The sequence below is a fragment of the Allobrachymonas denitrificans DSM 15123 genome (genome assembly GCF_900110225.1).
GTDB classification, from domain to species: domain Bacteria; phylum Pseudomonadota; class Gammaproteobacteria; order Burkholderiales; family Burkholderiaceae_C; genus Brachymonas; species Brachymonas denitrificans.
On sequence record NZ_FOCW01000010.1, the window covers coordinates 1 to 25,598 of the forward strand.

General features: G+C 65.2%; 23 protein-coding genes and 1 pseudogene. 14 read left to right on the top strand and 10 right to left on the bottom strand.

Features of this window, described 5'->3' with window-relative positions:
• Positions 1–285, bottom strand: a 285-nt coding sequence (locus BMW28_RS11395; protein WP_143280598.1) for a transposase, incomplete at its 3' end; no start/stop codon positions are given.
• Between the two features lie 26 nt (positions 286–311).
• Here BMW28_RS11395 and BMW28_RS13180 point away from each other — a divergent pair.
• A pseudogene (locus tag BMW28_RS13180) lies at positions 312–775 on the top strand (GNAT family N-acetyltransferase).
• Between the two features lie 263 nt (positions 776–1,038).
• On the opposite strand, the gene BMW28_RS11405 reads toward BMW28_RS13180, so the two are convergent.
• Both BMW28_RS11405 and recA read right to left on the bottom strand, forming a co-directional pair.
• Entirely contained in the window at positions 1,039–1,629 is a 591-nt protein-coding gene (locus BMW28_RS11405; protein ID WP_091818147.1) for a regulatory protein RecX, read from the bottom strand.
• A 79-nt stretch (positions 1,630–1,708) separates the two neighbouring features.
• The gene (recA, locus tag BMW28_RS11410) at positions 1,709–2,761 is read right to left on the bottom strand and encodes a recombinase RecA (protein WP_091818057.1); all 1,053 of its coding nucleotides are present in this window, start codon (positions 2,759–2,761) and stop codon (positions 1,709–1,711) included.
• 242 nt (positions 2,762–3,003) lie between these two features.
• Here recA and BMW28_RS11415 point away from each other — a divergent pair, with 242 nt between their 5' ends.
• Positions 3,004–3,474 carry a MarR family winged helix-turn-helix transcriptional regulator gene (locus BMW28_RS11415; protein WP_091818059.1) on the top strand — a complete coding sequence of 157 codons (471 nt, stop codon included), beginning with the start codon at positions 3,004–3,006 and terminating at the stop codon, positions 3,472–3,474.
• A 26-nt stretch (positions 3,475–3,500) separates the two neighbouring features.
• Here the strand turns inward: BMW28_RS11415 and BMW28_RS11420 are convergent, their stop codons facing one another.
• Together BMW28_RS11420 and BMW28_RS11425 are read right to left on the bottom strand one after the other, a co-directional pair.
• The gene (locus tag BMW28_RS11420; protein WP_091818061.1) at positions 3,501–4,340 is read right to left on the bottom strand and encodes a transglutaminase-like domain-containing protein; all 840 of its coding nucleotides are present in this window, start codon (positions 4,338–4,340) and stop codon (positions 3,501–3,503) included.
• A gap of 127 nt (positions 4,341–4,467) precedes the next feature.
• On the bottom strand, positions 4,468–5,382 hold the full coding sequence (locus BMW28_RS11425; protein ID WP_091818064.1) for a LysR family transcriptional regulator: 915 nt from the start codon (positions 5,380–5,382) through the stop codon (positions 4,468–4,470).
• Between the two features lie 100 nt (positions 5,383–5,482).
• Between BMW28_RS11425 and BMW28_RS11430 the strand changes: the two genes are divergently transcribed.
• From BMW28_RS11430 to BMW28_RS11450, 4 genes are all read left to right on the top strand, one after another.
• Positions 5,483–6,733 (top strand): acyl-CoA dehydrogenase family protein, encoded by a 1,251-nt coding sequence (locus BMW28_RS11430; protein ID WP_091818065.1) that lies wholly within the window; start codon positions 5,483–5,485, stop codon positions 6,731–6,733.
• Positions 6,734–6,767: 34 nt separating this feature from the next.
• Positions 6,768–7,850, top strand: a complete 1,083-nt coding sequence (locus tag BMW28_RS11435; protein WP_091818066.1) for a phosphotransferase family protein — start codon at positions 6,768–6,770, stop codon at positions 7,848–7,850.
• Positions 7,850–8,551, top strand: a complete 702-nt coding sequence (locus BMW28_RS11440) for a histidine phosphatase family protein (RefSeq protein WP_091818067.1) — start codon at positions 7,850–7,852, stop codon at positions 8,549–8,551. The genes BMW28_RS11435 and BMW28_RS11440 overlap by 1 nt, the downstream gene beginning before the upstream one ends.
• Positions 8,552–8,764: 213 nt before the next feature.
• On the top strand, positions 8,765–9,532 hold the full coding sequence (locus tag BMW28_RS11450; protein ID WP_091818070.1) for an SDR family oxidoreductase: 768 nt from the start codon (positions 8,765–8,767) through the stop codon (positions 9,530–9,532).
• Here BMW28_RS11450 and mrdA read toward each other — a convergent pair.
• The 4 genes from mrdA to BMW28_RS11470 are packed head-to-tail and all read right to left on the bottom strand — an operon-like array spanning position 9,517 to position 14,457.
• Positions 9,517–11,883 (bottom strand): penicillin-binding protein 2, encoded by a 2,367-nt coding sequence (mrdA, locus tag BMW28_RS11455; protein WP_091818072.1) that lies wholly within the window; start codon positions 11,881–11,883, stop codon positions 9,517–9,519. The two genes, BMW28_RS11450 and mrdA, sit on opposite strands and share 16 nt — an antisense overlap.
• A gap of 16 nt (positions 11,884–11,899) precedes the next feature.
• The gene (mreD, locus tag BMW28_RS11460) at positions 11,900–12,418 is read right to left on the bottom strand and encodes a rod shape-determining protein MreD (protein ID WP_091818074.1); all 519 of its coding nucleotides are present in this window, start codon (positions 12,416–12,418) and stop codon (positions 11,900–11,902) included.
• Positions 12,415–13,377, bottom strand: coding sequence for a rod shape-determining protein MreC (gene mreC / locus BMW28_RS11465; RefSeq protein ID WP_091818079.1), 963 nt, complete (start codon positions 13,375–13,377; stop codon positions 12,415–12,417). The genes mreD and mreC overlap by 4 nt, the downstream gene beginning before the upstream one ends.
• Positions 13,378–13,413: 36 nt before the next feature.
• Entirely contained in the window at positions 13,414–14,457 is a 1,044-nt protein-coding gene (locus tag BMW28_RS11470; RefSeq protein WP_091818081.1) for a rod shape-determining protein, read from the bottom strand.
• 296 nt (positions 14,458–14,753) lie between these two features.
• Here BMW28_RS11470 and gatC point away from each other — a divergent pair, with 296 nt between their 5' ends.
• The 8 genes from gatC (at position 14,754) to BMW28_RS11510 (ending at position 23,994) form a co-directional block, all read left to right on the top strand.
• Positions 14,754–15,056, top strand: coding sequence for an Asp-tRNA(Asn)/Glu-tRNA(Gln) amidotransferase subunit GatC (gatC, locus tag BMW28_RS11475; protein WP_091818148.1), 303 nt, complete (start codon positions 14,754–14,756; stop codon positions 15,054–15,056).
• A gap of 58 nt (positions 15,057–15,114) precedes the next feature.
• Complete coding sequence (gene gatA / locus BMW28_RS11480; RefSeq protein ID WP_091818083.1) at positions 15,115–16,608, top strand: Asp-tRNA(Asn)/Glu-tRNA(Gln) amidotransferase subunit GatA; 1,494 nt, start codon at positions 15,115–15,117, stop codon at positions 16,606–16,608.
• Positions 16,609–16,612: 4 nt separating this feature from the next.
• Positions 16,613–18,070 (top strand): Asp-tRNA(Asn)/Glu-tRNA(Gln) amidotransferase subunit GatB, encoded by a 1,458-nt coding sequence (gene gatB / locus BMW28_RS11485; RefSeq protein ID WP_091818084.1) that lies wholly within the window; start codon positions 16,613–16,615, stop codon positions 18,068–18,070.
• A gap of 93 nt (positions 18,071–18,163) precedes the next feature.
• A complete protein-coding gene (locus BMW28_RS11490) occupies positions 18,164–19,372 on the top strand; it encodes a benzoate/H(+) symporter BenE family transporter (RefSeq protein ID WP_091818085.1) in 1,209 nt (402 codons plus the stop codon).
• Positions 19,373–19,398: 26 nt separating this feature from the next.
• Positions 19,399–20,373 carry a glutathione synthase gene (gene gshB / locus BMW28_RS11495; protein ID WP_091818086.1) on the top strand — a complete coding sequence of 325 codons (975 nt, stop codon included), beginning with the start codon at positions 19,399–19,401 and terminating at the stop codon, positions 20,371–20,373.
• Between the two features lie 367 nt (positions 20,374–20,740).
• Positions 20,741–22,588, top strand: a complete 1,848-nt coding sequence (locus tag BMW28_RS11500; RefSeq protein WP_091818089.1) for a tetrathionate reductase family octaheme c-type cytochrome — start codon at positions 20,741–20,743, stop codon at positions 22,586–22,588.
• A 2-nt stretch (positions 22,589–22,590) separates the two neighbouring features.
• On the top strand, positions 22,591–23,256 hold the full coding sequence (locus BMW28_RS11505; RefSeq protein ID WP_091818091.1) for a cytochrome b/b6 domain-containing protein: 666 nt from the start codon (positions 22,591–22,593) through the stop codon (positions 23,254–23,256).
• A 195-nt stretch (positions 23,257–23,451) separates the two neighbouring features.
• On the top strand, positions 23,452–23,994 hold the full coding sequence (locus BMW28_RS11510; RefSeq protein WP_091818103.1) for a hypothetical protein: 543 nt from the start codon (positions 23,452–23,454) through the stop codon (positions 23,992–23,994).
• Positions 23,995–24,168: 174 nt separating this feature from the next.
• On the opposite strand, the gene BMW28_RS11515 is transcribed toward BMW28_RS11510, so the two are convergent.
• The gene (locus tag BMW28_RS11515; protein WP_091818105.1) at positions 24,169–25,542 is read right to left on the bottom strand and encodes a sigma-54 interaction domain-containing protein; all 1,374 of its coding nucleotides are present in this window, start codon (positions 25,540–25,542) and stop codon (positions 24,169–24,171) included.
• Positions 25,543–25,598: the final 56 nt, after the last annotated feature.

Below are 25,598 nucleotides of genomic sequence, written 5' to 3' on the forward strand. Positions count from 1 at the left end.
ACCCGCAAACCAGGCTGTAGCCTTTGCCAAGATGTCTCGTTCCATCTGAACCTGGCACAACTGTCTGCGCAATCGCACCAACTCTTCACGCTCCGCCGTCGTCAACCCCTCCTTGCCGGGTAAAGGCTTGCCACTGTCGATGGCCGCCTGGCCCACCCAGTTGGTGATGGATTGCGCAGTGACGCCGAACTCACGCGAGAGCTCGGCGGGCGAGCGGCCAGCTCGAACGAGCTCGACCATCTGCTGCCGGAATTCCGCCGGGTATGGCGGTCGTACTTTGGACATCTTCGACTCCTTGGACACAAAGCATGATGTGTCCACGGAAGCGGGTCAACTCCATTGTGAGAATTCGGAAGGAAGTCCCGGGGGATGCGGCAGCGATTGAGGCCGTGACTATCGCGGCATTTCAAGACGCCGCTCATACCGAGCATGCCGAACAATTTATTGTCAATGCGCTGCGCAAATCAGACCAACTCTCCATCTCCCTCGTTGCGGAGCAAGGTGGCGCAATCATTGGTCACGTCGCAGTGTCGCCGGTGAGCATTTCGTCGGAACTCGACTCATGGATCGCGCACTGGCAGAGTTGCGCAGGCTAGGGGCTTCCGGGTGCGTTGTACTGGGTGATCCTAGCTACTACTCACGTTTTGGCTTCAAAGCGGAACCAACACTCCTGCTGCCCGGCGTGCCGGAAGAGTATTTCCTAGCCATTGTGTTCAACGGCTCTCCGCCATCCGGCAAGGTCTCATACCATGACGCATTCTCAGCCAAGGTCTAACAGTTCGTTCAAGCCGACGTTGCTTCGTGGCGTCGCTTGCGTGCTACGCTAAGCGTCGCACGCCGCTTGCCACTGCGCCACGCGGCTTAACTTGGGCGTTATGCCGCAAAGCACGCAGCCGACTAAGGACTCGACACAACATGAAAATTAATCTGTTCAGGCGCTGCTTGCCGCCCGAGCTGTACTGCCTGGGCACCAGGCCGAGCGTTGGCTTTTCCCGCCGCATGTCATCTCGCCATTGAAAACAAGAATGACCGACCTTCCTAGTCGTTGTCGCCCCGCACAACCTGATGCACAACCCCCGATGAAAACCCCCGGCTGGCCAGAAAGCGCATCTGCTTGAGCCGCTCATTCGGCGTTCCGGCCACGGAGCCAAACTTGCGGCGCCAGATTTCGCGGGCGCGCTCCAGTTCGCTGCCGGGCAGGGCCTCCATGGCCTGTTCGATGGCGGTGGCGTCCAGACCTTTTTGCCGCAGTTCCTGCTGGATGCGGCTGTTGCCCAGCTTGCCGGCGCGGCGGTGTACCAGGGCTTCGGCGGCGCGACTATCGTCGAGAAAGCCTTTGGCTTCCATGGCGTCCAGCGCTTCGGCAATGGCGGCGGCATGTTCGGCTTGGCGGGTTTCAGGGTCGATGCTGCCGTCACGCAGGTGGGTAACACTGGGCGGTTCGCCTTCATCAGTACGCGCCGCTGATGCCAGTGTCTGTGCATTGGCTGCCTCTTCCGCTTCCCGCGCGTCACGTTCGCGCAGCCACTGGCCCAGCTTGCGTTCCATTTCGGTACGCGTATAGTCGCGCGCGGCCAGCAGTTGCAAGGCCTTGCCTTTCAGTGAAACGGGGGCGGGGATGCGGGGCATGCCGAACCTCTTGGTGAACAACGGAAGTCAGGAAGGCCGGCACAACCGGGTTGAATCGGTTGGCCGGCCCGTCCTGGAATCAGGCTTCGCTCTCTGCCGGCGCAGCCGCTGCGGTCGCCGTCGGCATGACCGCAATCCCCAGTTGCGCACGCACCTTGTTCTCAATCTCGCGGGCCAGATCCGCGTTTTCCTTCAGGAATTCACGCGTGTTGTCGCGGCCCTGGCCGATTTTCTCGCCCTGGTAGGAGTACCAGGCGCCGGCCTTGTCGACGATCTTGGCGTTCACGCCCATGTCGATGATTTCGCCCTCGCGCGAGATGCCAGTGCCGTACAGGATGTCGAAGTAGGCTTCCTTGAACGGGGGCGCCACCTTGTTCTTGACGACCTTGACCTTGGTTTCGCTGCCAATCACTTCGTCGCCCTTCTTGATGGTGCCGACGCGGCGGATGTCCAGGCGCACGGAGGAGTAGAACTTGAGCGCGTTGCCGCCGGTGGTGGTTTCGGGCGAGCCGAACATCACGCCGATCTTCATGCGGATCTGGTTGATGAAGATGACCATGCAGTTGGTCTTCTTGATGGTGGCGGTGAGCTTACGCAGGGCCTGGCTCATCAGGCGGGCCTGCAGACCGGGCAACTGGTCGCCCATGTCGCCCTCGATCTCGGCCTTGGGCGTGAGCGCGGCCACGGAGTCGACCACGATCAGGTCGACCGCGCCGCTGCGCACCAGACTGTCGACGATCTCCAGGGCCTGTTCGCCAGTGTCGGGCTGGCTGATCAGCAGCTCGGGCAGGTTGATGCCGAGCTTTTGCGCGTATTGCACATCCAGCGCATGTTCCGCATCGACGAAGGCGCAGGTGCCACCGGTTTTCTGCATTTCGGCAATGACCTGCAGCGTGAGCGTGGTCTTGCCGGAAGATTCAGGGCCGTAGATCTCGACCACACGGCCGCGCGGCAGGCCGCCGACACCCAGGGCAATGTCCAGGCCGAGCGAGCCGGTGCTGACGGTCTGAATGTCTTCGATCGCCTCGCCTTCGCCCAAGCGCATGATGGTGCCCTTGCCGAACTGCTTTTCGATCTGCGCCAGCGCAGCTTGCAGGGCTTTCGCCTTTTCTGCCTGATCAATCGTGCTCATGCGTTTCTCCTAAGAACTTATGATTTAATGATGTTGCATACAGCCTGTATGCTTGAGCAGGAGTATAGGCTAGAGTAAATTCGAATTTAAGCAAAATAAAGTCAGTTTGCATGACTAAAATGAAAGCCTTCATACAGGGACTGCTTCAGGGGCAGGGCAAGTGCCTTGTACACGGGAGTAGGACAGGGTTCCGGAGACGCCGCAGGAAAGGTGCCTGGCGGACAACGCAGGAAGGAGCGGCAATGGCAACAGCACGCGATGACTGGCGCGGCGCACATTTGGGGCGGCTGCTGGGTGAAGCCATGCGCCGCTTCGATGCCCGCGTGCTGGAGCTCATGGCGCATGATCCGGAGGTGCCGCTGGCACTGTCCAACCTGGCTGCGCGCCAGCAGGTGAGTGCGGCCCACATCCACATCACGCGGCATCTGGCGCTGCAGGGCAGCCGCCTGACCGAGCTGGCCGAGGCCGCCGGCATGCGCAAGCAGGCCATGGCGGCACTGGTGGATCAGTGCGAGGCTTGGGGCATCGTGCGGCGGGAAGAGGATCCGCGCGACGGACGCGCCCGCCGCATCGTGTTCACCGAGGCGGGTCTGGGCTGGCTGCATGGATTCGAGCGCGCGGTGGCGCGGGCCGAGGCAGAATTTGACGAAGCGGTGGGAGCGCCGGTGGCGGCTGTAGTGCGTCTGGGGCTGGAGGTGTATGCGATGCCGTGAGCGGCGGCGATCCCGTGCAGAATGTGTCAGGCGGAAACGGCTTCCGGCGCTGTCACCTCGTCTGTCACCACATCGAAGCGCTTCAGCTCGCTCGGGCCAAAGCCCATGGTGATCGGTACATCGGCGGCGTCGCGGCCGTAGCCCAGCACGATGCGGCCAATGCGCGGAATGTTGTGGCGCGCGTCAAAGGTGTGCCACCCGCCTTCCAGAAACACCTCGAACCAGGCGCTGAAATCCATGGGGTAGGGGGCAGCCGGCACGCCGATGTCGCCGAGATAGCCGGTGGCGTAACGTGCCGGAATGTTCATGCAGCGGCACAGTGCCACCGCCATTTGGGCAAAGTCGCGGCAGACGCCGGTGCCTTCCTGCCAGCCCTGGGTGGCGGTGCGCGTGGCGCAGGCCGCCTGGTAGTCGAATTTCAGGTGCTGGTGCACATAGTCGCAAATCGCCTGCACGCGTGCCCAGCCGGTGGGGGTATGGCCGAACTGTTCCCAGGCAAACTGCATCAGGTCACCTTCAAAGTCGCAGTAGCGGCTGGGTAGCAGAAACTGCAGCACCTCGTTCGGCAACTCGTGCAGGGGGAGCTGGCGCGCCTCGGGATGTTGAGGGTCCGGCAGGCCGCTGTCGTGCACCAGTGCTGCGCCGTGCAGACGGATCTCGGTGAGTCCTTCGGGCACGGAGATGCGGCTGCAGCGGTTGCCGAAGCCATCCTGATAGTGCTGCACGTCCAGAGCGGGATCCACCGAGAAATGTTCGCTTCCGGGCTGGATGTCGCCAGCGCGGCTGGGGTGGATCTGCAGCAGCGACAGCACTTGTGTCGGGGCGGCTACGGTCAGGATGATGTCGAATCCGGTCTGAATCAGCATAAGTTCTGGCAAGGGAAACGGGCGTTGCGGGGTGCACGCTATGCGATTCACTGTAGAGGGAGTGCGTGGCGGCCGTGGCCGGTCGAGGGCGTCAGGGCCTGTAGGACTGGGGCGCCGCCGAGAGATTTCAGCCCGGATCAGCCGCACCATCCTTCCATTGCGACAGCATCAGCTCCCGCAGCCAGCGGTTGGCCGGATCCGCGTCCAGGTGTCGGTGCCAGTACAGGTAGAGCGCGAGCGGGGGCAGTTCCAGCGGCAGCGGCTGGATGTCCAGCGCCAGCGTCCGCGCCACGACCTGGGCATAGCTGTGCGGCATGGTCAGCAGCAGGTTGCTGGCGGCCACCACCTCGCAGGCGGCAAAGTAGTGCTGGCAGCGCAGGGCGATGCGGCGCTGCAGGTTGCGGCGCTGCAGGGCCATGTCTTCCACCGTGGGGCCGCTCTGGCGTGAGGATACGGCCACATGCTGCGCCTGCAGGTACTGCTGCAGGCCGGGTGGTGCGGGCAGGCAGCCGCCGGCAGCGACCACCACCAGTGTGTCCGTGCCCACGCGCTGGCGCAGGATGTCCTCGGGCAGCGGCAGGTCGACGTCCAGTGCCAGATCAATGCGGCCGGCAGCCAGTTCGGCCGCCAGTTCCTGCCGTGCCGGCGCCAGCGCCTGCAGGCTGACCTGCGGAGCCAGGCAGGACAGCCGCTGCATCACGCGCGGCAGCACGGTCGATTCGAGCACGGGGCGCAGCGCCACGCGAAAGTTGCGCTGCGCATGGGCGGGATCGAACTGGCTGCCTTGCTGCAGGCCCTGCTCCAGCAGTTGCAGGGCCTGGCGCACCGGCTCGATCAGGCTGCGTGCCAGCGGCGTGGGCACCATGCTGTGGCCCAGCCGCACGAACAGGGGGTCATCGAGGTGCTCGCGCAGGCGCGCCAGCGCATGGCTGAGTGCCGGTTGCGAGAGGTGCAGGCGCCGCGCGGCCCGCGTAAGGTTACCTTCGCTGTAGATGGTGCGGAACACCAGAAACAGGTTCAGGTCGAGACGATCCAGATTCATTTCGTGAATAGTTTGCCATCAAAACAATGCATTTGATTGATGAGGGTGCGTTCCCTACACTGCAGGGCACAGGCGCGGCGGATGCGCCAGGGAGATTTGCATGCAATTCGGCAACACGGCTCGCGGAACAGACTATCTGCAGCGCCTGACGGCGTTCATGGACGAGCATGTCTACCCGGCGGAAGCGACCTACTATGCCCAGCTCAAGCGCGGCGAGCTGCCGTGGAACGTGCCTCCGGTGATGGAAGAACTCAAGGCCAAGGCGCGCGCTGCCGGGCTGTGGAACCTGTTCCTGCCGGAAGAGGAATGGGGCGCCGGCCTGAGCAATGCCGAATACGCGCCGCTGGCCGAAGTGATGGGCCGCTCACTGATTGCGCCGGAGATTTTCAACTGTAACGCGCCGGACACCGGCAACATGGAAGTGCTGGTGAAATACGGCACACCCGAGCAGCAGGAGCGTTGGCTCAAGCCGCTGCTGCAAGGCCGCATCCGCTCTGCCTTCTGCATGACCGAACCGGGCGTGGCTAGCAGCGATGCCACTAATATGCAGGCCACGGCGGTGGAAGATGGCAACGAGGTGGTGCTGAACGGCCGCAAGTGGTGGAGCACCGGCATTGGCCATCCGGACTGCCAGGTGCTGGTTTTCATGGGCCTGAGCCTGCCCGATGCGCCCAAGCATGCGCGCCACAGCATGGTGCTGGTGCCCATCGATGCGCCCGGCGTGAAGATTGAGCGCATGCTGACCGTGTTCGGCAAGCTGGACGAGCCCTACGGTCATGGCGAAGTCAGCTTCACCAATGTGCGCATGCCCAAGGAGAACGTGATCCTCGGTCTGGGGCGCGGCTTCGAGATTGCGCAGGGCCGACTCGGCCCGGGTCGTATCCACCATTGCATGCGCGCCATCGGCGCCTCCGAGCGGGCGCTGGAGCTGCTAGTGCAGCGTGCCATGAGCCGCACCGCCTTCGGCAAGCCGCTGGCCCTGCTGGGCGGCAATGGCGACGTGATCGCCAACGCACGCATGGCCATCGAGCAGGCGCGCCTGCTCACGCTGAAAGCCGCCTGGATGATGGACACGGTAGGCGCCAAGGGCGCGATGAGCGAGATTTCCATGATCAAGGTGGTGGCGCCGAATGTGGCGCAGCAGGTGGTGGACGCCGCCATGCAGATCCATGGCGGAGGCGGCCTGAGCGAGGATTTCATCCTCGCCGAGCTGTATGGCTATGCCCGCGCCCTGCGCCTGGCCGACGGGCCGGATGAGGTGCACCGCATGCTGATCGCCAAGCTGGAGGTGAAGCGCCAGATGAAGCGGCTGGAGGCGCAGACGGCTGCCGCTGCCGATCATGCGGCCTGACTCTCTTTGCATACAAGAATGACGGAGACAAGCGATGTCCGAAACCGCCCAGAACCTGAATGACCGCGCCGGCAAGGTCCGCCCCGGTGAAGAACTCGACGCCGCCCGCGTGGCGGATTTCCTGCGCCGGCAGGGGGTGGAACTGCCGGGCGAGCCCGAAATCGCTCAATTTGCCGGCGGCGCCTCCAACCTGACCTATTTGCTGCGCTTCGCCGACCGCGACCTGATCCTGCGCCGCCCGCCCTTCGGCCAGCGCGCCGGCACCGCGCACGACATGGTGCGCGAGGCGCGCGTGATGCAGGCACTGCGCCCCGTCTATCCGTATGTGCCGCGCATCATCGCCATCTGCGAGGATGAAGCGGTGCTGGGCTGCCCGTTCTACGTGATGGAGCGGCTGGACGGCATCATCCTGCGACGCGATCTGCCCGCCGGCATGGAACTGGCTCCGGAGGCGGCCACCGCGCTGTGCCACGCCATGCTGGATCGCCTGGTCGACCTGCACCAGGTGGACTGGCAGGCTGCCGGACTGGAACAGCTCGGCAAGGGAGCAGGTTACGTGGCACGCCAGCTGGCTGGCTGGAGCCAGCGCTTTGCCGCCGCGCAGACCGATGACGTGCCCGGCTGCGAGGACGTGATCCAGTGGCTGCAGCAGCATGCCCCGGCGCAGGACGCCGCCACCACGCTGATCCACAACGACTGGCGTTTCGACAACCTGGTGCTCGATCCGCAGCAGCCCGAACGCATCATCGGCGTGCTCGACTGGGAAATGGCCACGCTCGGCGATCCGCTGATGGACCTGGGCAATGCGCTGGCCTACTGGGCGCAGGCCGATGACGATCCGGTGTTCCTTTCCATGCGCCAGCAGCCCACGCATTTGCCCGGCATGCTGACGCGCGCCGAAGTGGTGCGTGCCTATGGCGAACGCATGGGGCTGGATGTGTCCAACTTTGCCTTCTACGAGGTGTTTGGCGTGTTCCGTCTGGCCGTGATCGTGCAGCAGATCTGGCACCGCTACCGTTCCGGACACACGCAGAATCCGAAGTTTGCCCAGTTTGGCCAGGTCGCGGCCTTTCTGCTGCAGCGCTGCCGCAAGCTGATCCGGCGGACGGCTGCCTGATGGCGACGCTGCACCTGATCCGCCACGGGCAGGCCAACTTTTCCGGCGAAGACTATGACGAGCTCAGCCCGATCGGGAAGGAGCAGGCAGCGCTGACCGGTGCCTGGCTGGCGCAACGCGGCCTGGTGCCGCAGCGCGTCTATGCCGGCACCCTGTGCCGCCAGCAGGACAGCGCACGCGCCGCGCTGCAGGCGGCCGGACTGGACTTGCCCGTCGTCACCCTCCCCGAACTGGACGAACTCGATCACCAGAACATCATCGCGGCGTGGAAGCCCGAATTCGCCGAAATGGCTGTATTACGGCAGTGGCTGCGCACGCAGGAGCAGCCGCGCCGTGCCTTCCAGCAGGTCTTTGAAGCCGCCATGGGCGCCTGGCTCGCCGCCGCGCCGGACGATGCCCGCTATCGAGAAAGCTGGCCCCGGTTTCAGGCGCGCAGCGTGCAGGCCCTGCAGCAGATGCTGCGTGACAGCAGCGGCTGCGGGCAGGTCTGGGCCTTTACGTCAGGCGGTCCGATCGCTGCCATCTGCCAGCACCTGCTGGGCATGGACAATGCACGTACGCTGGGCCTGAGTTGGACGCTGGCCAATGCCAGCATCACGCGCATCCTCTGGCCGGCAAGCGCACCGGAGCGAGCGAGCATTCAGACCGTCAACGGTTTTGCGCATCTGGAGGAAAAGCCGGGTCTGCTGACCTGGCGTTGAGTCCGTGTGAAGACGTGAGAAGCGGGTCGGAGGGCCAGGGCATGCAGCCTGGGCATCACGACCATCCGCCATCCGCCATCCGCCATCCGCCATCCGCCATCCGCCATCCGCCATCCGCCATAAGCCAATAGCCAATAGCCAATAGCCAATAGCCAATAGCCAATAGCCAATAGCCACCCGCCCCAAAACAACCTGCACCCAAGGAGACACCCCATGAACCAGACCCTCTTCAACCTGCAAGGCAAGATCGCCCTCGTCACCGGCGCCAGCCGCGGCATCGGCGAGGCGATTGCCCTGCTGCTGGCCGAGCAGGGCGCGCACGTGATCGTGTCCAGCCGCAAGCTGGCCGGTTGCGAGGCAGTAGCCGAAAGGATCCGCGCCGCCGGCGGCCAGGCCACGGCGCTGGCCTGCCATATCGGCGAGCCTGAACAGATCGATGCCCTGTTTGCCGCCATCGCGCAGCAGTTCGGCAAGCTGGACATTCTGGTCAACAACGCCGCCACCAACCCCTATTTCGGCCCCATTGCCGATACGCCGGTGGATGCGATGCAGAAGACCATCGACGTCAATATCCGCGGCTATTTCCTGATGTCCTCGGCGGCGGTCAAGCTGATGCAGGGGCAGGGCAGCGGTGCCATCGTCAACGTGGCCTCGGTCAATGGCGTGATTCCCGGCGAACTGCAGGGCATCTATTCCATCACCAAGGCGGCTGTCATTTCCATGACCCAGGCCTTTGCCAAGGAATGCGCGCAGGACGGCATCCGCGTCAACGCGCTGCTGCCGGGCGCCACCAAGACCAAATTTGCCGCCGCGCTGTTCGAGACACCGGCCATGCGTGACCTGTTCATGAACCACACGCCCATGCGCCGCGGCGCCGAGCCGCACGAAATGGCGGGCGCTGTGCTCTATCTGGTGTCGCCGGCTGCCAGCTACACCACGGGCGTGGCGTTGAATGTGGACGGGGGCTATCTGGTCGGCTGAGTCCGGCGCTGTCCCGAGGGCGGACTGCTGGCCGGCGGTGCCGGCACCGAGGCGCCGCCGAGCGGAGCAGAGGCCGGAAACAGGCGCTGCAAGGCCTGCGCCGCAGGCGGCAGCGTGTAGCTGGGTGCACTGGCTGCGCCGCGGGCCCCTGCTGCGGCAGGCGCAGCAGGGTCAGTCGCCGAAGCAGCTGCCGGCAACACCGCGGCACCCGCAGCCGGCAAGCCGCTGCTCGCCGCCACGCCCGAGGCCGTGGCTGTAGCGTCTGGCGCTACAGCAACAACAGCATCCCCGCCAAGCCCGGCCGATGCCGCACCCGATGCTACCGCCGCGGCCGAAGCCCCCTGCAGCGCCGCCATGCCGGTGCCATCGGGCATGGGAGCCAGCATCTTCACGTCTTCCGGCGGCCAGGGCATGGTCGCCACATTGCGCGGTGCACCGATCGGACGGCTGCTGCGTCCCACCTGGGTCGCGGCAATGTCGCCCGCATTGGGGTATTGCTGCAGCAGCCAGTAATCCAGCACCCGGCGTGCAATCGGCGCTGCCGCCGTGGCGCCGAAGCCGGCGTTTTCCACAATGACTGCCACCGCGATGCGGGGCGTTTCCACCGGGGCGAAGGCCACGTACAGCGAGTGGTCGCGCTTGCGCTCGGACAGCGCTGCCGCGTTGTAGCGCTGGTTCTGGGCGATGGTCACCGCCTGTGCCGTACCGGTCTTGCCGCCACTGACGTAGGGGGCGCCCGCAAACACGCCCTTGCCGGTGCCTTCCAGCGTCACCCCGACCATGCCGCTCTTGATCAGCTTGATGTGCTCGGGCTTGTAGCCCAGCGGGCGATCGGGTTCGCGCACGGTTTCCACCAGCTGCTGCGATCCGGGCTCCTGCAGGCCGCGCACCACATGCGGCTGCTGGCTGGTGCCGCCATTGACCAGCGTGGCCAGCGCATGCGAGAGCTGCAGCATGGTGAAGTTGTTGTAGCCCTGGCCGATGCCCAGCGAGATCGTCTCGCCCGACAGCCACTTCTGCTGCGCCGCGCGCTTGTAGGCCTTGCGCTTCCACTCGGGGCTGGGCAGGATGCCGCGCACTTCGCCCTTCAGGTCGATGCCGGTCAGTTGGCCGAAGCCGAGCGGCGCCATGAAATCGTGGATCGCCTGCACGCCCATCTCGTGCGCCAGCGAGTAGTAGTAGACGTTGCTCGACTTGACGATGCTGCGGTGCAGGTTGACCGACCCCAGCGCGTGGCCGCTGCGGAAGCGGTGATTGCCGAACATCCAGTAGCCAGGGTCATGGATGGTAGTGGCTGCAGTGCGGGTACCCGTCTCCAGCGCCGCCAGCGCCATGAAGGGCTTGTAGGTCGAGCCGGGCGGATAGGTGCCGCGCAGTGCGCGGTTCAGCAGCGGCTTGTCCAGCGACTCGTTCAGGGCGGCCCAGTTTTCGTGGTCGATGCCTTCCACGAACAGGTTGGGGTCAAAAGTGGGCTTGCTGACGAAGGCCAGCACCTCCCCGTTGCGCGGATCGATCGCCACCAGCGCGCCACGCCGCTTGCCGAACAGGTCCTCCACCATCTTCTGCAGCTTGATGTCGATGGACAGCACCACGTTCTTGCCCGGCGTGGCCGGGCTGCTGGCCAGCCGGCGCACGATGAAGCCGCCAGCCGTGGTCTCCATCTGCTCGCGCCCGGAGATGCCGTGCAGCTCCGTCTCGTAGGCCTGCTCCACGCCCAGCTTGCCGATGTGGTCGGTGCCCTTGTAGTTCTCGGCGTCTTCGCTTTCTTCCAGCGCCTCCTTCTCGCGCTGGTTGATGCGGCCGATGTAGCCGATCACGTGGCTGCCCAGCTCGCCATAGGGGTAGTAGCGGTACAGGCGCGCGTTCACCTCCACGCCCGGAAAGCGGTAGCGCTGGGTGGCAAAGCGGGCGATCTCCTCGTCGCTCAGGCGGCTGCGTAGCGGAATGGCCTCGTAGCTGCGGCTGTCGGCGCGCAGGCGGTTGAAGCGCCGGCGGTCGCCCTCGCTGATGGGGATCAGCTCGGCGAGCGCATTGATGGTGGCCTCGAGATCCTCGATCTTGCTCGGCGTGAGTTCCAGCGTATAGGCCGAATAGTTGGAGGCCAGCACGATGCCGTTGCGGTCGCGGATCTCGCCGCGGCTGGGCACGACCGGCACCAGCGCGGTGCGGTTGCTCTCGGCCTGGGCGATGTAGTCGGCATGGCGCACGATCTGCAGCACGCTCCAGCGGTACACCAGCAGGCCGAAGCAGATCAGCACCAGCAGCCCCATCGCGATCAGGCGATAGTTGAACTGCTGCTGCTGCGATTCCGCGTTGCGCAGCTCGTTGACGGCGGGAAGACTGTAGCTCATGCGCGCGAAGGCTCCCTCAGAGCGGGCGCGTCAGGTCGCGGTCGGGGGCACGGCGCTGCGGTGCCAGCAGCAGCAGGCTCAGCAGCGGCCAGAGGGCGGTTTCTAGCAGCGGTGCGCCCAGCAGCGACCAGCCGGGAAACTGCCCGCTGCCGGCCAGGCGCAGCAGCCAGATCAGGGCATGCGCCAGCAGCATGATGCCGAACACCTGCGGCGTCTGCAGCCAGGGCGAGAACCACAGCATGCGGCGCTGCGCCAGCGAGATCAGGTAGGCGGCCAGCGCGTAGCCCATGGCATGCATGCCCAGCAGATTGGTGTGGTGCACGTCCATGATCAGGCCGAACACGAAGGCCAGGCCCACGCCCAGGTGCGCCGGCTGGTGCAGGCACCAGAACAGCACCGTCAGCAGCAGCACATCCGGCACCCAGGGCGTGCGGCCGAAGGGCATCAGGTTGATCAGCAGGGCCACCAGCAGGCTGCCCCAGATGAACCAGGGGTTGACCGGCAGCAGCAGGCGTTGTCCCTTTTCCAGCATCATTGTTTCACTCCCGGGCGGTTCCTGCCCGCGGCGCCGGCCTTGCGGTCGGCCTTGGCGGCAGCCGCAGCGCTGGCAGCCGAGGCGGCGGCCTCGCTCTTGACCTGCTCCTGCGGCTCCAGCACCAGCACATAGCCCAGCGCCAGCGGCTTGGCGGCCGGAGTGGCCTGCACGCGCGTGAACGAGGTATTGCTGCGGCGATCCACCAGCGACACCGTGCCCACCGGCAGCCCGGCCGGATAGACGCCGCCCAGCCCGCTGGTGGTGAGCACGTCACCCACCTTGAAGTCGGCATTGCTGGCCATGAAGCGCACTTCCAGCGCGCTGGCCTGCGGCGACTGGCTGTCGCCATAGGCCAGGCCCCGCTCGCCGGTGCGGCTGTTGAGGATGGGCGTGGCGTGTTCTGGGTTGTCGATCAGCGTGACTTCGCTGCTGAACGGATAGACGCGCAGCACCTGGCCGAGCAGGCCGGAGGCGTCGATCACCGGCGCGCCTTCGACGATGCCGGCATTGCTGCCCTTGTTGATCACCACGCGGCGTGTGAAGGGATCGGGCGCGATGTAGACCACTTCGGCCGCGCGCGCCTGGATCGGCAGCGCCTGCTCCAGGCTGAGCAGCTCGCGCAGGGACTGGTTCTCGCGCATCAGCAGGTCGGCGCGCTGGGCCTTCAGGGCCTGCTGCGCCATCAGCGTGGCGGCCTGCTCCTGCGTCTGCTTGGCGGTTTCCACCGTGGTGACGTAGGTGCCCAGCAGGTTGACGGTCTTGACCGGCTGTGCGCCCAGCCATTGCAGCGGCGCCAGCACGGTGGCCGTGACCGAGCGCGCCGTATCGCCGATACGGAAGCGGTTGTCGGCCACCATCAGGAAGATGCCCAGTGCAGTCGCCAGCAGCAGGCGCACCAGCGGCGTGGGGCCGCGGTTAAACAGGCGGGGCGTGCTGCGTTCGAACGTATCCAGCGGCATATCAGGACGGACGCGTTACGGCAGCCAAGGCCGCCTTCAGTCGTTGGTGAAGATGCTGCCCAGACGGTCCATGCGTTCCAGGGCAATGCCGCAACCGCGCACCACGCAGGACAGCGGCTCTTCGGCCACCAGCACCGGCAGGCCGGTTTCCTCGGCCAGCAGGCGGTCGAGGTCGCGCAGCAGGGCGCCGCCACCGGTCAGCATCATGCCGCGGTCGGCAATGTCGGCGCCCAGTTCGGGCGGCGTCTGCTCCAGCGCGTTCTTGACGGCGCTGACGATCTGGTTGAGCGGGTCGTTCAGCGCCTCGAGGATCTCGTTGCTGCTGATGGTGAAGCTGCGCGGCACGCCTTCGCTCAGGTTGCGGCCCTTGACTTCCATTTCCTTCACTTCGGAGCCGGGGAAGGCGGAGCCGATTTCCTTCTTGATCGCTTCGGCGGTCTGTTCGCCGATCAGCATGCCGTAGTTGCGGCGGATGTAGTTGATGATGGACTCGTCGAACTTGTCGCCGCCCACACGCACGCTGCCCTTGTAGACCATGCCGCCCAGGCTGATCACGCCCACTTCGGTGGTGCCGCCGCCGATGTCGACCACCATGGAGCCGCTGGCTTCGGACACCGGCAGGCCGGCACCGATGGCGGCGGCCATGGGCTCCTCGATCAGGAACACGTCGCTGGCGCCGGCGCCCAGGGCTGCGTCACGGATGGCGCGCTTTTCGACCTGGGTGGAGCCGCAGGGCACGCAGACGATGATGCGCGGGCTGGGCTTGAGCAGCGAGCGCGGATGCACCATCTTGATGAACTGCTTGATCATCTGCTCGGTGACCACGAAATCGGCAATGACGCCGTCCTTCATGGGGCGGATGGCGTCGATGTTGCCGGGCACCTTGCCCAGCATGGCCTTGGCTTCGCGGCCGACGGCCTGGATTACCTTGCGGCCGTTGGGGCCGCCTTCGTGGCGGATGGCGACCACGGAGGGCTCATCCAGTACGATGCCCTTGTCGCGGGTGCAGATGAGGGTGTTGGCGGTGCCCAGGTCAATGGCCAGGTCGGTGGAGAAATACCGGCGGAAACCAGCGAACATGTGAAAAATCCTTTGCCAGCCCGGCAGGAGCAGGTCGCGGTACCTGCCGCAGCGTATGGAGAAATTCGGGAGTGGAAAAGCGCATCACGCCCGCAAGCGGCACAGCAACGCACAATGAGGGCAGCGGCCAGAACCGTGCCCTTTGAAACCTAGGATAATACCGCAATACCGTTTGGGCCGACAGGGTGTTTCAGACATTTTGTCGCGCTTGCCGCGGGGTGTTTGCTGCGATGCAACATGCCCTGCAAGGCAGGTGGCATCAGGCCCCGATGGCAGACACGAAATGGATGGATCGCATGTCGCTGACCCCCGAGAATATTGCCTTTATTTCCAGGCTTTCGCGCCTGGCCCTGACCCCGGAAGAAACCACCGGCATGGTCAATCACCTGAACCAGTTCTTCGACACCGTGGTGGCCCCCATGCAGGAGGTGGACACCACCGGCCTGCTGCCCATGGCGCACCCGACCGAGGTGCTGCAGGAAGTGGCGCTGCGTCTGCGCGAGGACGTGGCCAGCGAGCCCGACAACCGCGAGCTGAACCAGCGCAGCGCCCCGGCTGTGGAGAACGGCCTGTTCCTGGTGCCCAAGGTCATCGAATAATGGTTTACGGGTTCGAGTCTCCCACCGAGCGTCGAGTCCCCCACACAAAGCACACAGCATGAGCGATTTTCACACGCATACCGTAACCGGCCTGAGCCGGTTGCTGGCCGACAAGCAGGCCAGCGCCACCGAACTGGCGCAGCACTTCCTGGCACGCAGCCAGGCCCGCCCCGATCTGGGCGCCTACCTCAGCATCGACGAAGCAGCCACGCTGGCTCAGGCGAAGCTGGCCGACGAGCGCCGTGCCAATGGCCAGGCCACGCCGCTCACCGGTGTGCCGATTGCGCACAAGGACATCTTCGTCACGCGCGAGTGGCCCACCACCGCGGGCAGCAAGATGCTCGAGAACTACCGCAGCCCGTTCGACGCCACCGTGGTGGCGCGCATGGGCTTCGGCAACCGCGACCAGGGCGGCCAGGACGATGGCGCCGGCATGGTCACGCTGGGCAAGCTCAACTGCGACGAATTTGCCATGGGTTCCGGCAACGAGAACTCGGCCTACGCCAAGGCGCACAACCCCTGGGATGTGTCGCGCGTGCCCGGCGGCTCTTCGGGCGGCAGCTCGGCCGCCATCGCTGCGCGTCTGGCTCCCGCCGCCACCGGCACCGACACCGGCGGCTCGATCCGCCAGCCGGCCGCCTTCTGCGGCGTTACCGGCATCAAGCCCACCTATGGCCGTGCCAGCCGCTACGGCATGGTGGCCTATGCCTCCAGCCTGGACCAGGCCGGCCCCATGGCCCAGACCGCCGAGGACTGTGCCCTGCTGCTGAGCGCCATGTGCGGCGTGGACGCCGACCGCGATTCCACCTCGCTGGATGTGCCGAAGGAAGACTTCAGCCTGAAGCTGAACGAGAGCATCGAGGGCCTGCGCATCGGCGTGCCCAAGGAGTTCTTTGGCGAAGGCCTGGACGATGACGTGCGCGTGGCCATCGAGGCAGCGCTCAAGCAGTACGAGCAGCTGGGTGCCAAGCTGTGCGAGATCAGCCTGCCCACGGCGCCTGTCTCCATCCCCGTCTACTACATCATTGCCCCGGCCGAGGCCAGCAGCAACCTGAGCCGCTTCGACGGCGTCAAGTTCGGTCACCGCGCCAGGGATTTCACCGACCTTGCCAGCATGTACGAGAACACGCGCGAGGAAGGCTTCGGCGATGAAGTGAAGCGCCGCATCCTGACCGGCACCTACGTGCTCAGCCACGGCTACTACGACGCCTACTACCTGAAGGCGCAGCAGATCCGCCGCCTGATTGCCAACGAATTCCAGCAGGCCTTCCAGAATTGCGACCTGATTGCCGGCCCGGCCGCGCCCAGCGTGGCCTGGAAGATCGGCGCCGACAAGGATCCGCTGGACGACTATCTGGCCGACATCTTCACGCTGCCGGCTTCGCTCGCCGGTCTGCCGGGCATGAGCCATCCGGTCGGTTTCGGCAACGGCGGCATGCCGGTCGGCCTGCAGCTGATCGGCAACTACCTGCAGGAAAGCAGCCTGCTCAACGCCGCCCACCGCTTTCAGCAAGCCACCGACTGGCACACCCGCACGCCCGAGGGAATCTGACACCATGACGACGCAAACCAAATCGCTGCTGGTGCAGGGCTACGAAGTCGTGATCGGCTTCGAGACACACGCCCAGCTGTCCACCCAGAGCAAGATCTTCAGCCGCGCCAGCACCGCCTTCGGCGCCGAGCCCAACACCCAGGCCTGCGCCGTGGACATGGCGCTGCCCGGCACGCTGCCGGTGATGAACCGCGCCGCCGTCGACCGCGCCATCCGCTTCGGCCTGGCCGTGGGTTCGCACATCGCGCCGCGCAGCATCTTCGCGCGCAAGAACTACTTCTACCCCGATCTGCCCAAGGGCTACCAGATCAGCCAGTTCGAGATTCCGGTGGTGCAGGGGGGCGAAGTCAGCTTCTACGTTGGGGACGAACCGCGTACGGTGCGCCTGGTGCGCGCGCACCTGGAAGAGGACGCGGGCAAGTCGCTGCACGAGGACTTCCACGGCCAGAGCGGCATCGACCTGAACCGCGCCGGCACGCCGCTGCTCGAGATCGTGACCGAGCCCGACATGCGCAGCACCGAAGAGGCCGTGGCCTATGCCAAGGAACTGCACAAGATCGTGACCTGGATCGGCATCTGCGACGGCAACATGCAGGAAGGCTCGTTCCGCTGCGACGCCAACGTGAGCGTGCGCAAGCCGGGCGAGCCGCTGGGCACGCGCCGCGAGATCAAGAACCTGAACAGCTTCAAGTTCATGCAGCAGGCGATCGATTACGAGATCCGCTGGCAGATCGAGCAGATCGAGGACGGCCATGCCATCCAGCAGGCCACCGTGCTGTTCGATCCCGACACCGGCGAGACGCGCGCCATGCGCACCAAGGAAGACGCGGCCGACTACCGCTACTTCCCCGATCCCGACCTGCCGCCGCTGCTGATCGCGCGCGACTGGGTGGAACAGGTGAAGGGCGAAATGCCCGAGCTGCCGCGCGCCATGGCGACGCGCTTCGTCACCGACTACGGCCTGCCCGAGTACGACGCCAGCCAGCTCACGCTGAGCCGCGAGGTGGCGGCCTACTTCGAGGACACCGCCAAGGCCAGCGGCCAGCCCAAGCTGAGCAGCAACTGGGTCATGGGCGAGCTGTCGCGCCGCCTGAACGCCGACGAGAAGGACGTGACGCAAAGCCCGGTCAGCAGCGAACAGCTGGCGAAGCTGATCCAGCGCATTGCCGATGGCACCATCAGCAACGCGGCCGGCCGCCAGGTGTTCGAGGCACTGTGGACCGGCGAATCCGCCGACGTGGACGCCACCATAGAAGCCAAGGGCCTCAAGCAGATGAACGACACCGGCGCGCTGGAAAAGATCATCGACGAGGTGATCGCCGCCAACCCCGGCAACGTCGAGCAGTACAAGGCCGGCAAGGACAAGGCCTTCAACGCCCTGGTCGGCCAGGTGATGAAGGCGAGCAAGGGCAAGGCCAATCCGGGCCAGGTGAACCGGCTGCTCAAGCAGAAGCTGGGATAAGCACAAGGACGGATTCGCGCGCAGGCTACGTTCTGTCACAATGCACGTTTACCCGGCGGAAGGTTGCCGCCTGGGCACGCAGAGTCACTCCTTATGCAATGGGCCCATCAACTCTCGCCACGCCAGTGGTGGAGGGATCTTTCCGTTACCGCCTTCACGGCGGGTTTTGTCGCGACGCTGGTGGGCTTTACCAGCTCGATCGCGATTATTTTCAGGGCTGCCCAGGGTTTTGGCGCCACGCAGGGCGAGATATCGTCCTGGATCTGGGCGCTGTGCATCGGCTGCGGCCTGACCAGTCTGCTGCCTTCGCTGTGGATGCGCAAGCCGGTGATGATCGCCTGGTCCACCCCCGGCGCGGTGGTGCTGGCCACGGCGGCGGCGGGCGGGCAGTTCCATATTGCCGATGCGGTCGGCGCCTTCATCGTCAGTTCGGTGCTGATCACGCTGGCAGGTGTGAGCGGCTGGTTCGAACGCATCATGCACCGCATTCCGCTGGCGGTGGCCGCAGCCCTGCTGGGCGGGGTGCTGGCGCGCTTTTCCATGCAGGCCTTCAGTGCGGCCGGCACGGCGCCGGGGCTGGTGGTGACCATGCTGCTGGTGTATCTGGCTGGCAAGCGCTTCAGCCCGCGTTATGCCGTGGTGTGGACGCTGCTGGCCGGCGTGATTTACGCCGCCATGCGCGGCATGCTGGACTGGTCGGCCGTGCGCATCGGGCTGGCGCAGCCGGTGTTCACCTATCCGCAATTCAGCCTGCAGGCCGTGACCAGCCTGGCGCTACCGCTGTTCATCGTCACCATGGCCTCGCAGAACCTGCCGGGCGTGGCGGCGATCCGTGCGGCCGGCTACGAGATGCCGATCTCGCCGCTGATCACCATGACCGGCTTTGCCTCGCTGATTCTGGCTCCGCTGGGCGGTTATGCGCTCAACCTGAGCGCCATCACGGCGGCCATCGCCATGGGGCCGGAAGCGCATCCCGACAAGTCCAAGCGCTACATGGCGGCGGTGGTCTGGGGTTTGTTCATGCTGCTGATCGGCATCTTCGGCGTGGCAGTCACCGGCATGCTGGTGGCCTTTCCGCCGCAGCTGGTCGAGGCGATTGCGGGGCTGGCGCTGCTGTCCACCATCGGCACCAGCCTGATGCTGGCGCTGGACCAGCAGCAGCACCGCGAGGTGGCGGTGATCACCTTTCTGGTCACCCTCAGCGGTGTGGAGCTGCTGGGCATCGGTTCTGCCTTCTGGGGTGTGGTTGCCGGGGTGGTGGCCCTGCTGATTCAGGATTACGCGCCTCGCCGCCGCGTGTAGGGGCCGACTGCGCGTAAACTTCCGGCATGAACCTGCTCTTCGTTGCTGACCCCATCGAGTCCTTCGTCATCTACAAGGACACCACCTTTGCCATGATGCGCGAGGCGCAGGCACGCGGACACCGCATCAGCGTGTGCGAGCCGAAGGACCTGCACTGGAGCGCCCATTCGGCCAGGTCGGCCGGTCTGGTGACCGGTGCCGTGCGTGACATCACCCTCACCGGCGAAAAGCCGCAGTGGTTCCGCGCCGAGCAGGCCGGCAGCGAGCGCCGTCAGGCCGCGCTGCGCGACTTCGACGCCGTGCTGATGCGCAAGGATCCGCCCTTCGACAGCGAGTTCTTCTACTGCACGCATCTGCTGAGCCAGGCCGAGCGTGAAGGCGCGCGCGTGTTCAACAAGCCGCAGGCGCTGCGCGAACACTCCGAAAAGCTGGCCATCCTCGAGTTCGAGCAGTTCATCGCGCCCACACTGGTGACTCGGCGCGAGGCCGATGTGCGCGCCTTTCATGCCGAACACAAGGACGTCATCCTCAAGCCGCTCGATGGCATGGGCGGCATGGGCATCTTCCGCGTGGGGGCCGATGGCCTGAACCTGGGCAGCATCATCGACACCCTGAACCAGGGCGGGACGCAGACGCTGATGGTGCAGAAGTTCCTGCCCGAGATTGCGGCGGGAGACAAGCGCGTGCTGATCATCGATGGCGAGCCGGTGCCGTTCTGCCTGGCGCGCATTCCGCAGGGCGGGGAAGTGCGCGGCAACCTGGCGGCAGGCGGCAAGGGCGTGGCCCAGCCGGTGACCGAGGCCGACATGGCAACCGCACGCGCCATCGGCAAGGTGCTGGCTCCGCGCGGCCTGCTGCTGATCGGCCTGGACATCATCGGCACCAAGGTCACCGAGATTAACGTGACCAGCCCGACCTGCTTCCAGGAAATCAACGACCAGATGCAGTGCAATGTGGCTGCGCTGTACCTCGACGCGCTGGAACGGAAGATTAAACCCTGAAGTCAAAATGCTTCATCACCGTGACGCGGTGATGAAAGCCTCATGACGGCCTCCTGTTTGCCACACGGCAACCATGGGGCCGTTTCTTTTCGCATTGTTTTAGTGGGTTAAACGGCGTGAATCGGGGATTTTGTACCCGATTGCGCACGAAAACAACGTCAGGAATATCCTTTGTAAGCAAATGGTTTATCAAGTGTGAAAATATTTTTGGGTAGAGCGTTTGTGGCACCCAAAAGGTTGCGTTGCACTGGCATACTGGAACCTGTGAAAGCGGTACACCTGCAGTAATGTGTGCGACAGATCACGGATTGAAAGTACATGGGCAGGCGTTCCGGTTTCCGATGTTCAGCAAAGGAACAGGTGCCATATGCCATCCAGACTTTCTGCCTCACTCTCGGCCTGGCGCGCTTCGGCAGCGCGCAGCAGCCGGGCACTCCTTTCGGAGCAGTCCGGCCAGCCGGTCTCCCTTTTCCAGCGTCCGCAGCGCAGCCTGCGTGTTCTAGGCCTGCTGCTTGCCCTGGTGGCGGTGCCGTCCCTGCAGGCGCAGCCCGCCAGCACGTCTGCAGCCAGCAGCCCGGTCGCCAAGGCAGCCCCGGCCAGCCAGGCCGGCTCTGCTGCAGCGGCACCTGCCTCTGCCGCCTCCGCTGTCTGGAAAGCCGCTCCCAACATCAAGAATCCCACCAAGGGCACGGCTGACCACACCAAGTTCAAGGAACTGCAAGGCCCGTTCGCCAGCGGCTCCGAAGTGACCAAGGTCTGCCTGAGCTGCCACACCGAGGCCGCCACGCAGGTGATGGGCACGCGCCACTGGACCTGGGACTACACCAACCCCGATACCGGTCAGGTGCTGGGCAAGAAAACCATGCTCAACGGCTTCTGCATCGGCAACCGCTCCAACGAGCCGCTCTGCCAGGGCTGCCACATCGGCTATGGCTGGAAAGACAAGAACTTCGACTTCAAGGACCAGAGCAAGGTCGACTGTCTGGTGTGCCACAACACCCTGGGCGGCTACAAGAAGATGCCCGGTACCGGCGGTGAAGTGCCGGTGGTGCGCACCGAAAACCCGCCCGGCTCCGGCAAGTTCATCGAGCCGGTGGATCTGGCCCTGGTGGCCCAGCATGTGGGCAAGACCAGCAACCGTACCTGCGGCAGCTGCCACTTCCTGGGCGGCGGCGGTGACGGCGTCAAGCACGGCGACCTGGACACCTCCCTGAACAAGGCCGACAAGAACCTCGACGTGCACATGGCCAGCAAGGCCAAGGGCGGTCAGGGCTTCCAGTGCGCCACCTGCCACCAGGCCGACTCGCACTCCATCCCCGGCAGCCGCATCAACATGACGGCGTCCGATCCGCACGGCGCGGCCATGCGCGGTGACGGCATGAGCGGCCGCAACGCTGCCACCTGCCAGTCCTGCCACGGCAACAAGCCGCACAAGGAAAGCCTGCTCGACGCACAGCGCCTGAACAACCACAGCAACACGCTGGCCTGCCAGACCTGTCACGTACCTGCCATGGCACGCGGCGGTGTGGCCACCAAGATGACCTGGGACTGGCAGAAAGCCGGCCAGCTCAAGGACGGCAAGCCCTTCATGAAGAAGGACGAGAAAGGCAACGTGGTCTACGACAGCAAGAAGGGTTCCTTCACCTTCGGCGAAAACGTGGTGCCCGACTACATCTGGTTCAACGGCAAGGTCAGCTACACCCTGCAGGGCGAGAAGATCAATCCGAAGGAACTGGTGAAGATCAACAGCTTCCTGGGCAGCCCGGACGACCCGAACGCACGCATCTGGCCGGTCAAGCGCTTCATCGGCAACCAGCCCTATGACACCGAAAACAACGTGCTGCTGGTGCCCCACGTGACCGGCGCCCCGGCTGACGCCGCCTACTGGAACACCTTCGACTGGAACAAGGCCCTGGAAGTGGGTGCCAAGGCCACCGATACCAACTTCAGTGGCAAGTACGACTTCGTGAAAACCGAAATGATCTGGCCCATCACGCACATGGTTGCGCCCAAGGAAAAAGCCGTGGCCTGCATCGAATGCCACAGCCCCAACGGTCGCCTGAAGGATGTGCCCGGACTGTACGTGCCTGGTCAGGTCCAATTCCCCTGGCTGGAACGCATCGGATGGATCGCCGCCGGCCTGGCCATTGTGGGAGTGCTGCTGCACGCCACGCTGCGCATGCTGTCGCGTAACAAGAAAACTTCGGGAGTGTGATCATGGCTGAACCGAAACTCCATACCGTGGCCCCGGCCGAGGCCGGGCAACCGACCCGCATCTACATCTTCAAGGGCTATGAGCGCCTGTGGCACTGGATCCAGGCCATCCTGATCAGCCTGATGCTGGTCACCGGCTTCGAGATCCACGGCACCTACAAGCTGCTGGGCTTCGAGCCGGCCGTGCGCCTGCACACCATGGCGGCCTGGGCCCTGATCGTGCTGTGGCTGTTCACGCTGTTCTGGCACGTGACGACCGGCGAATGGCGCCAGTATTCGCCCACCACGAGCAAGATCGGCGCGATGATGAAGTTCTACGCCTCGGGCATCTTCCGGGGTGAAGAGCATCCCTACGAGATCACCGCGGCCAAGAAGCACAATCCGCTGCAGCGCATGACCTACCTTGGTCTGCTGGTGGTGGTGCTGCCCCTGGTGTGGATCAGCGGCCTGCTGTACATGTTCCGCGCCTACTGGCCGGCCCTGGGCCTTGAAAACATGCTCAGCCTGTACTGGGTGGCCGTGGCCCACACCGCCGGTGCCTTCATGATCCTGATCTTCCTGATCATGCACCTGTACCTGATCACCACCGGCCATACCGTGGGTTCCCAGCTCAAGGCCATGATCACCGGCTGGGAAGAAATGCCTGGCGCGGGTGAGCGCAAGGCTTGAACATCACGCATGAACGGGCGGGGCGGCGCGAGAGGCCCTGCCGGACAGCCGGAGCGGTGAACAGCCTCTCCGGCTTTTCTTCGTCTGCATGAAGCCATGGGCATCGTCGCGGCAGGCGGGAATTTCACCGGCTGCGACGGCATAGTCTATTTCTGAATAAACTGACGGGAAGTGCAACTTTCCAGGGCAGTTCCCATGAAGATCCCGTTCGCCGATGCCGAATCCCTCCATGTCATGTCTGCGAGCGCGATCGCGCGTCGGCAGTTTTCCCTGATGCTGGTGGCGGCGGCCCTGGGCGGTGCCAGCTTTCCGGCGCTGGCCGAAACCGTCACGGTGGGGAGCCAGTTGCCGGCACTGGGCGTTGTCGATCAGCATGAGCGCCCGCTGCGGGTCGAGGCGCATACGCGCTTTCTCGTCTTTGCAGCCGACAAGGCGGGCAGCGATATCGTGAACAAGGCCATGACGCCGCATCCGGGTGCGTTTGGCGAGCGGCGGATTGTCTATGTGGCGGACATCAGCGCCATGCCGGCCATGGTGACGCGCATGTTTGCACTGCCCAAGCTGCGCAAGCTGCCCTTTGCCGTCGGACTGGTGCAGAAGCCGGAGATCACGGCGCATCTGCCGCGCAAGCCCGGAGAAGTGACACTGATCACGCTGGAGCAGGGGAGGGTGCAGGCGATCGGGTATCTGTCCACCGAGGCGGCCTTGCTGCGCAGCCTGGGAATTGCTGCCTCCTGAGGTGCGCTGAACTGCGAGGGGCGGCGTTTCATCCCTTGCGCCTGAGCATCCACAGAATCTGCCAAGCCAAGCCAAGCCAAGCCAAGCCAAGCCAAGCCAAGCCAAGCCAAGCCAAGCCAAGCCAAGCCAAGCCCAGTCCAGCCCAGTCCAGTCCAGTCCAGTCCAGTCGGGATATCAGCACCCTGGCGCCAGAGCGCCATCCTGCTGCAATTGCCGCAAGCGGCGATACAGGGTGCGCTCGCTGATGCCCAGTTCGCGCGCCAGTTGCGCGCGGTTGCCGGCGTGGCGTTGCAGGGCTTGCAGCAGCGCCTGACGTTCCAGTTGCTGCAGGGTGGCGCCAGGCGCTGACGGGACGGCTCCCGGCAGGGCGATGGAGGAGGCAGGCGCAGGCTGGTTCCATGGTGCCGCCTCGGGCTGCAGCGCCTGCGCCAGCACGCCATCCTCCACGGTGTCGCCATCCGCCAGCAGGCAGGCGCGCTCCAGCACGTTGCGCAGCTCGCGCACATTGCCCGGGAAGGGCCAGCCTTGCAGGCGCTGCAGGGCATCGGGTGTCAGTTGCATGTCGCGACCGGGCGCCACGCGCTGCAGCAGGTGGGCTGCCAGCAGCGGAATGTCTTCCCGCCGTTCGCGCAGCGGCGGCAGCCGGATCGGGAAGGTGGACAGGCGGTAGTACAGGTCCTGCCGGAACTTGCCCGCGGCCACCATGTCCGGCAGGCTGCGGTGCGAAGCAGAAATCAGGCGCACATCCACGTGGCGCAATTCGGTGCTGCCGACACGGCGGTAGGTGCCGGTCTCCAGCAGGCGCAGCAGCTTGACCTGCATGCCCAGCGGAATGTCGCCGACTTCGTCCAGGAACAGCGTGCCGCCGCTGGCCGCTTCGACCAGCCCGGGCTTGCTGTGGGTGGCGCCGGTGAAGGCGCCTTTCTCGTGGCCGAACAGTTCCGACTCGAACAGGGTTTCGGCCAGGCTCGCGCATTCGACCACCACGAAGGCATGGCTGCGGCGGTGGCTGCTTTCGTGCAGCGCATGGGCCACCAGTTCCTTGCCGGTGCCGGATTCCCCGTGCAGCAGCACGGCCGCATCGGACGGCGCCACGCGTGACACCATCTCCAGCATGCGCCGGAAGGCGGGGGAAGTGCCGGTCAGGCGCGGGCCGCCGTCATGTGCGTGCATGCGCAGCGGCTCCATCTTCTCGATGAAGTAGCGCAGCTCGCCCTGCGCATCGTGGATCGGCGCCAGCTCGATCTGCACGTACTCCTCGCCCTGTGGGGTATGGTGCAGGTGCAGTACGCGTTCGCGCTGGCCGGATTGCAGCGCCTGGGCCAGCGGGCAGGTCTCGCCGGCCTGGTCGCAGGGGATGTCCGAGCGGTGCGAGGCCTGGTGGCAGCGCTGGCCGATGATGCCGGCGCTGTGGCCGTAGATGCGCTGGTAGGCAGCATTGGCCGCACGGATGCGGTAGCCGCTGTCGCAGACGATGTGCGGCTCGGGCAGGCTGTCCAGATAGGACAGCATCTCGTACGGCAGAGGGGCGTCAGGCTCGCAGGACATGACTGTCATTTTGACAGGATTGCTGCCAGAATGACAGTCACTTTGACGTCAATCAA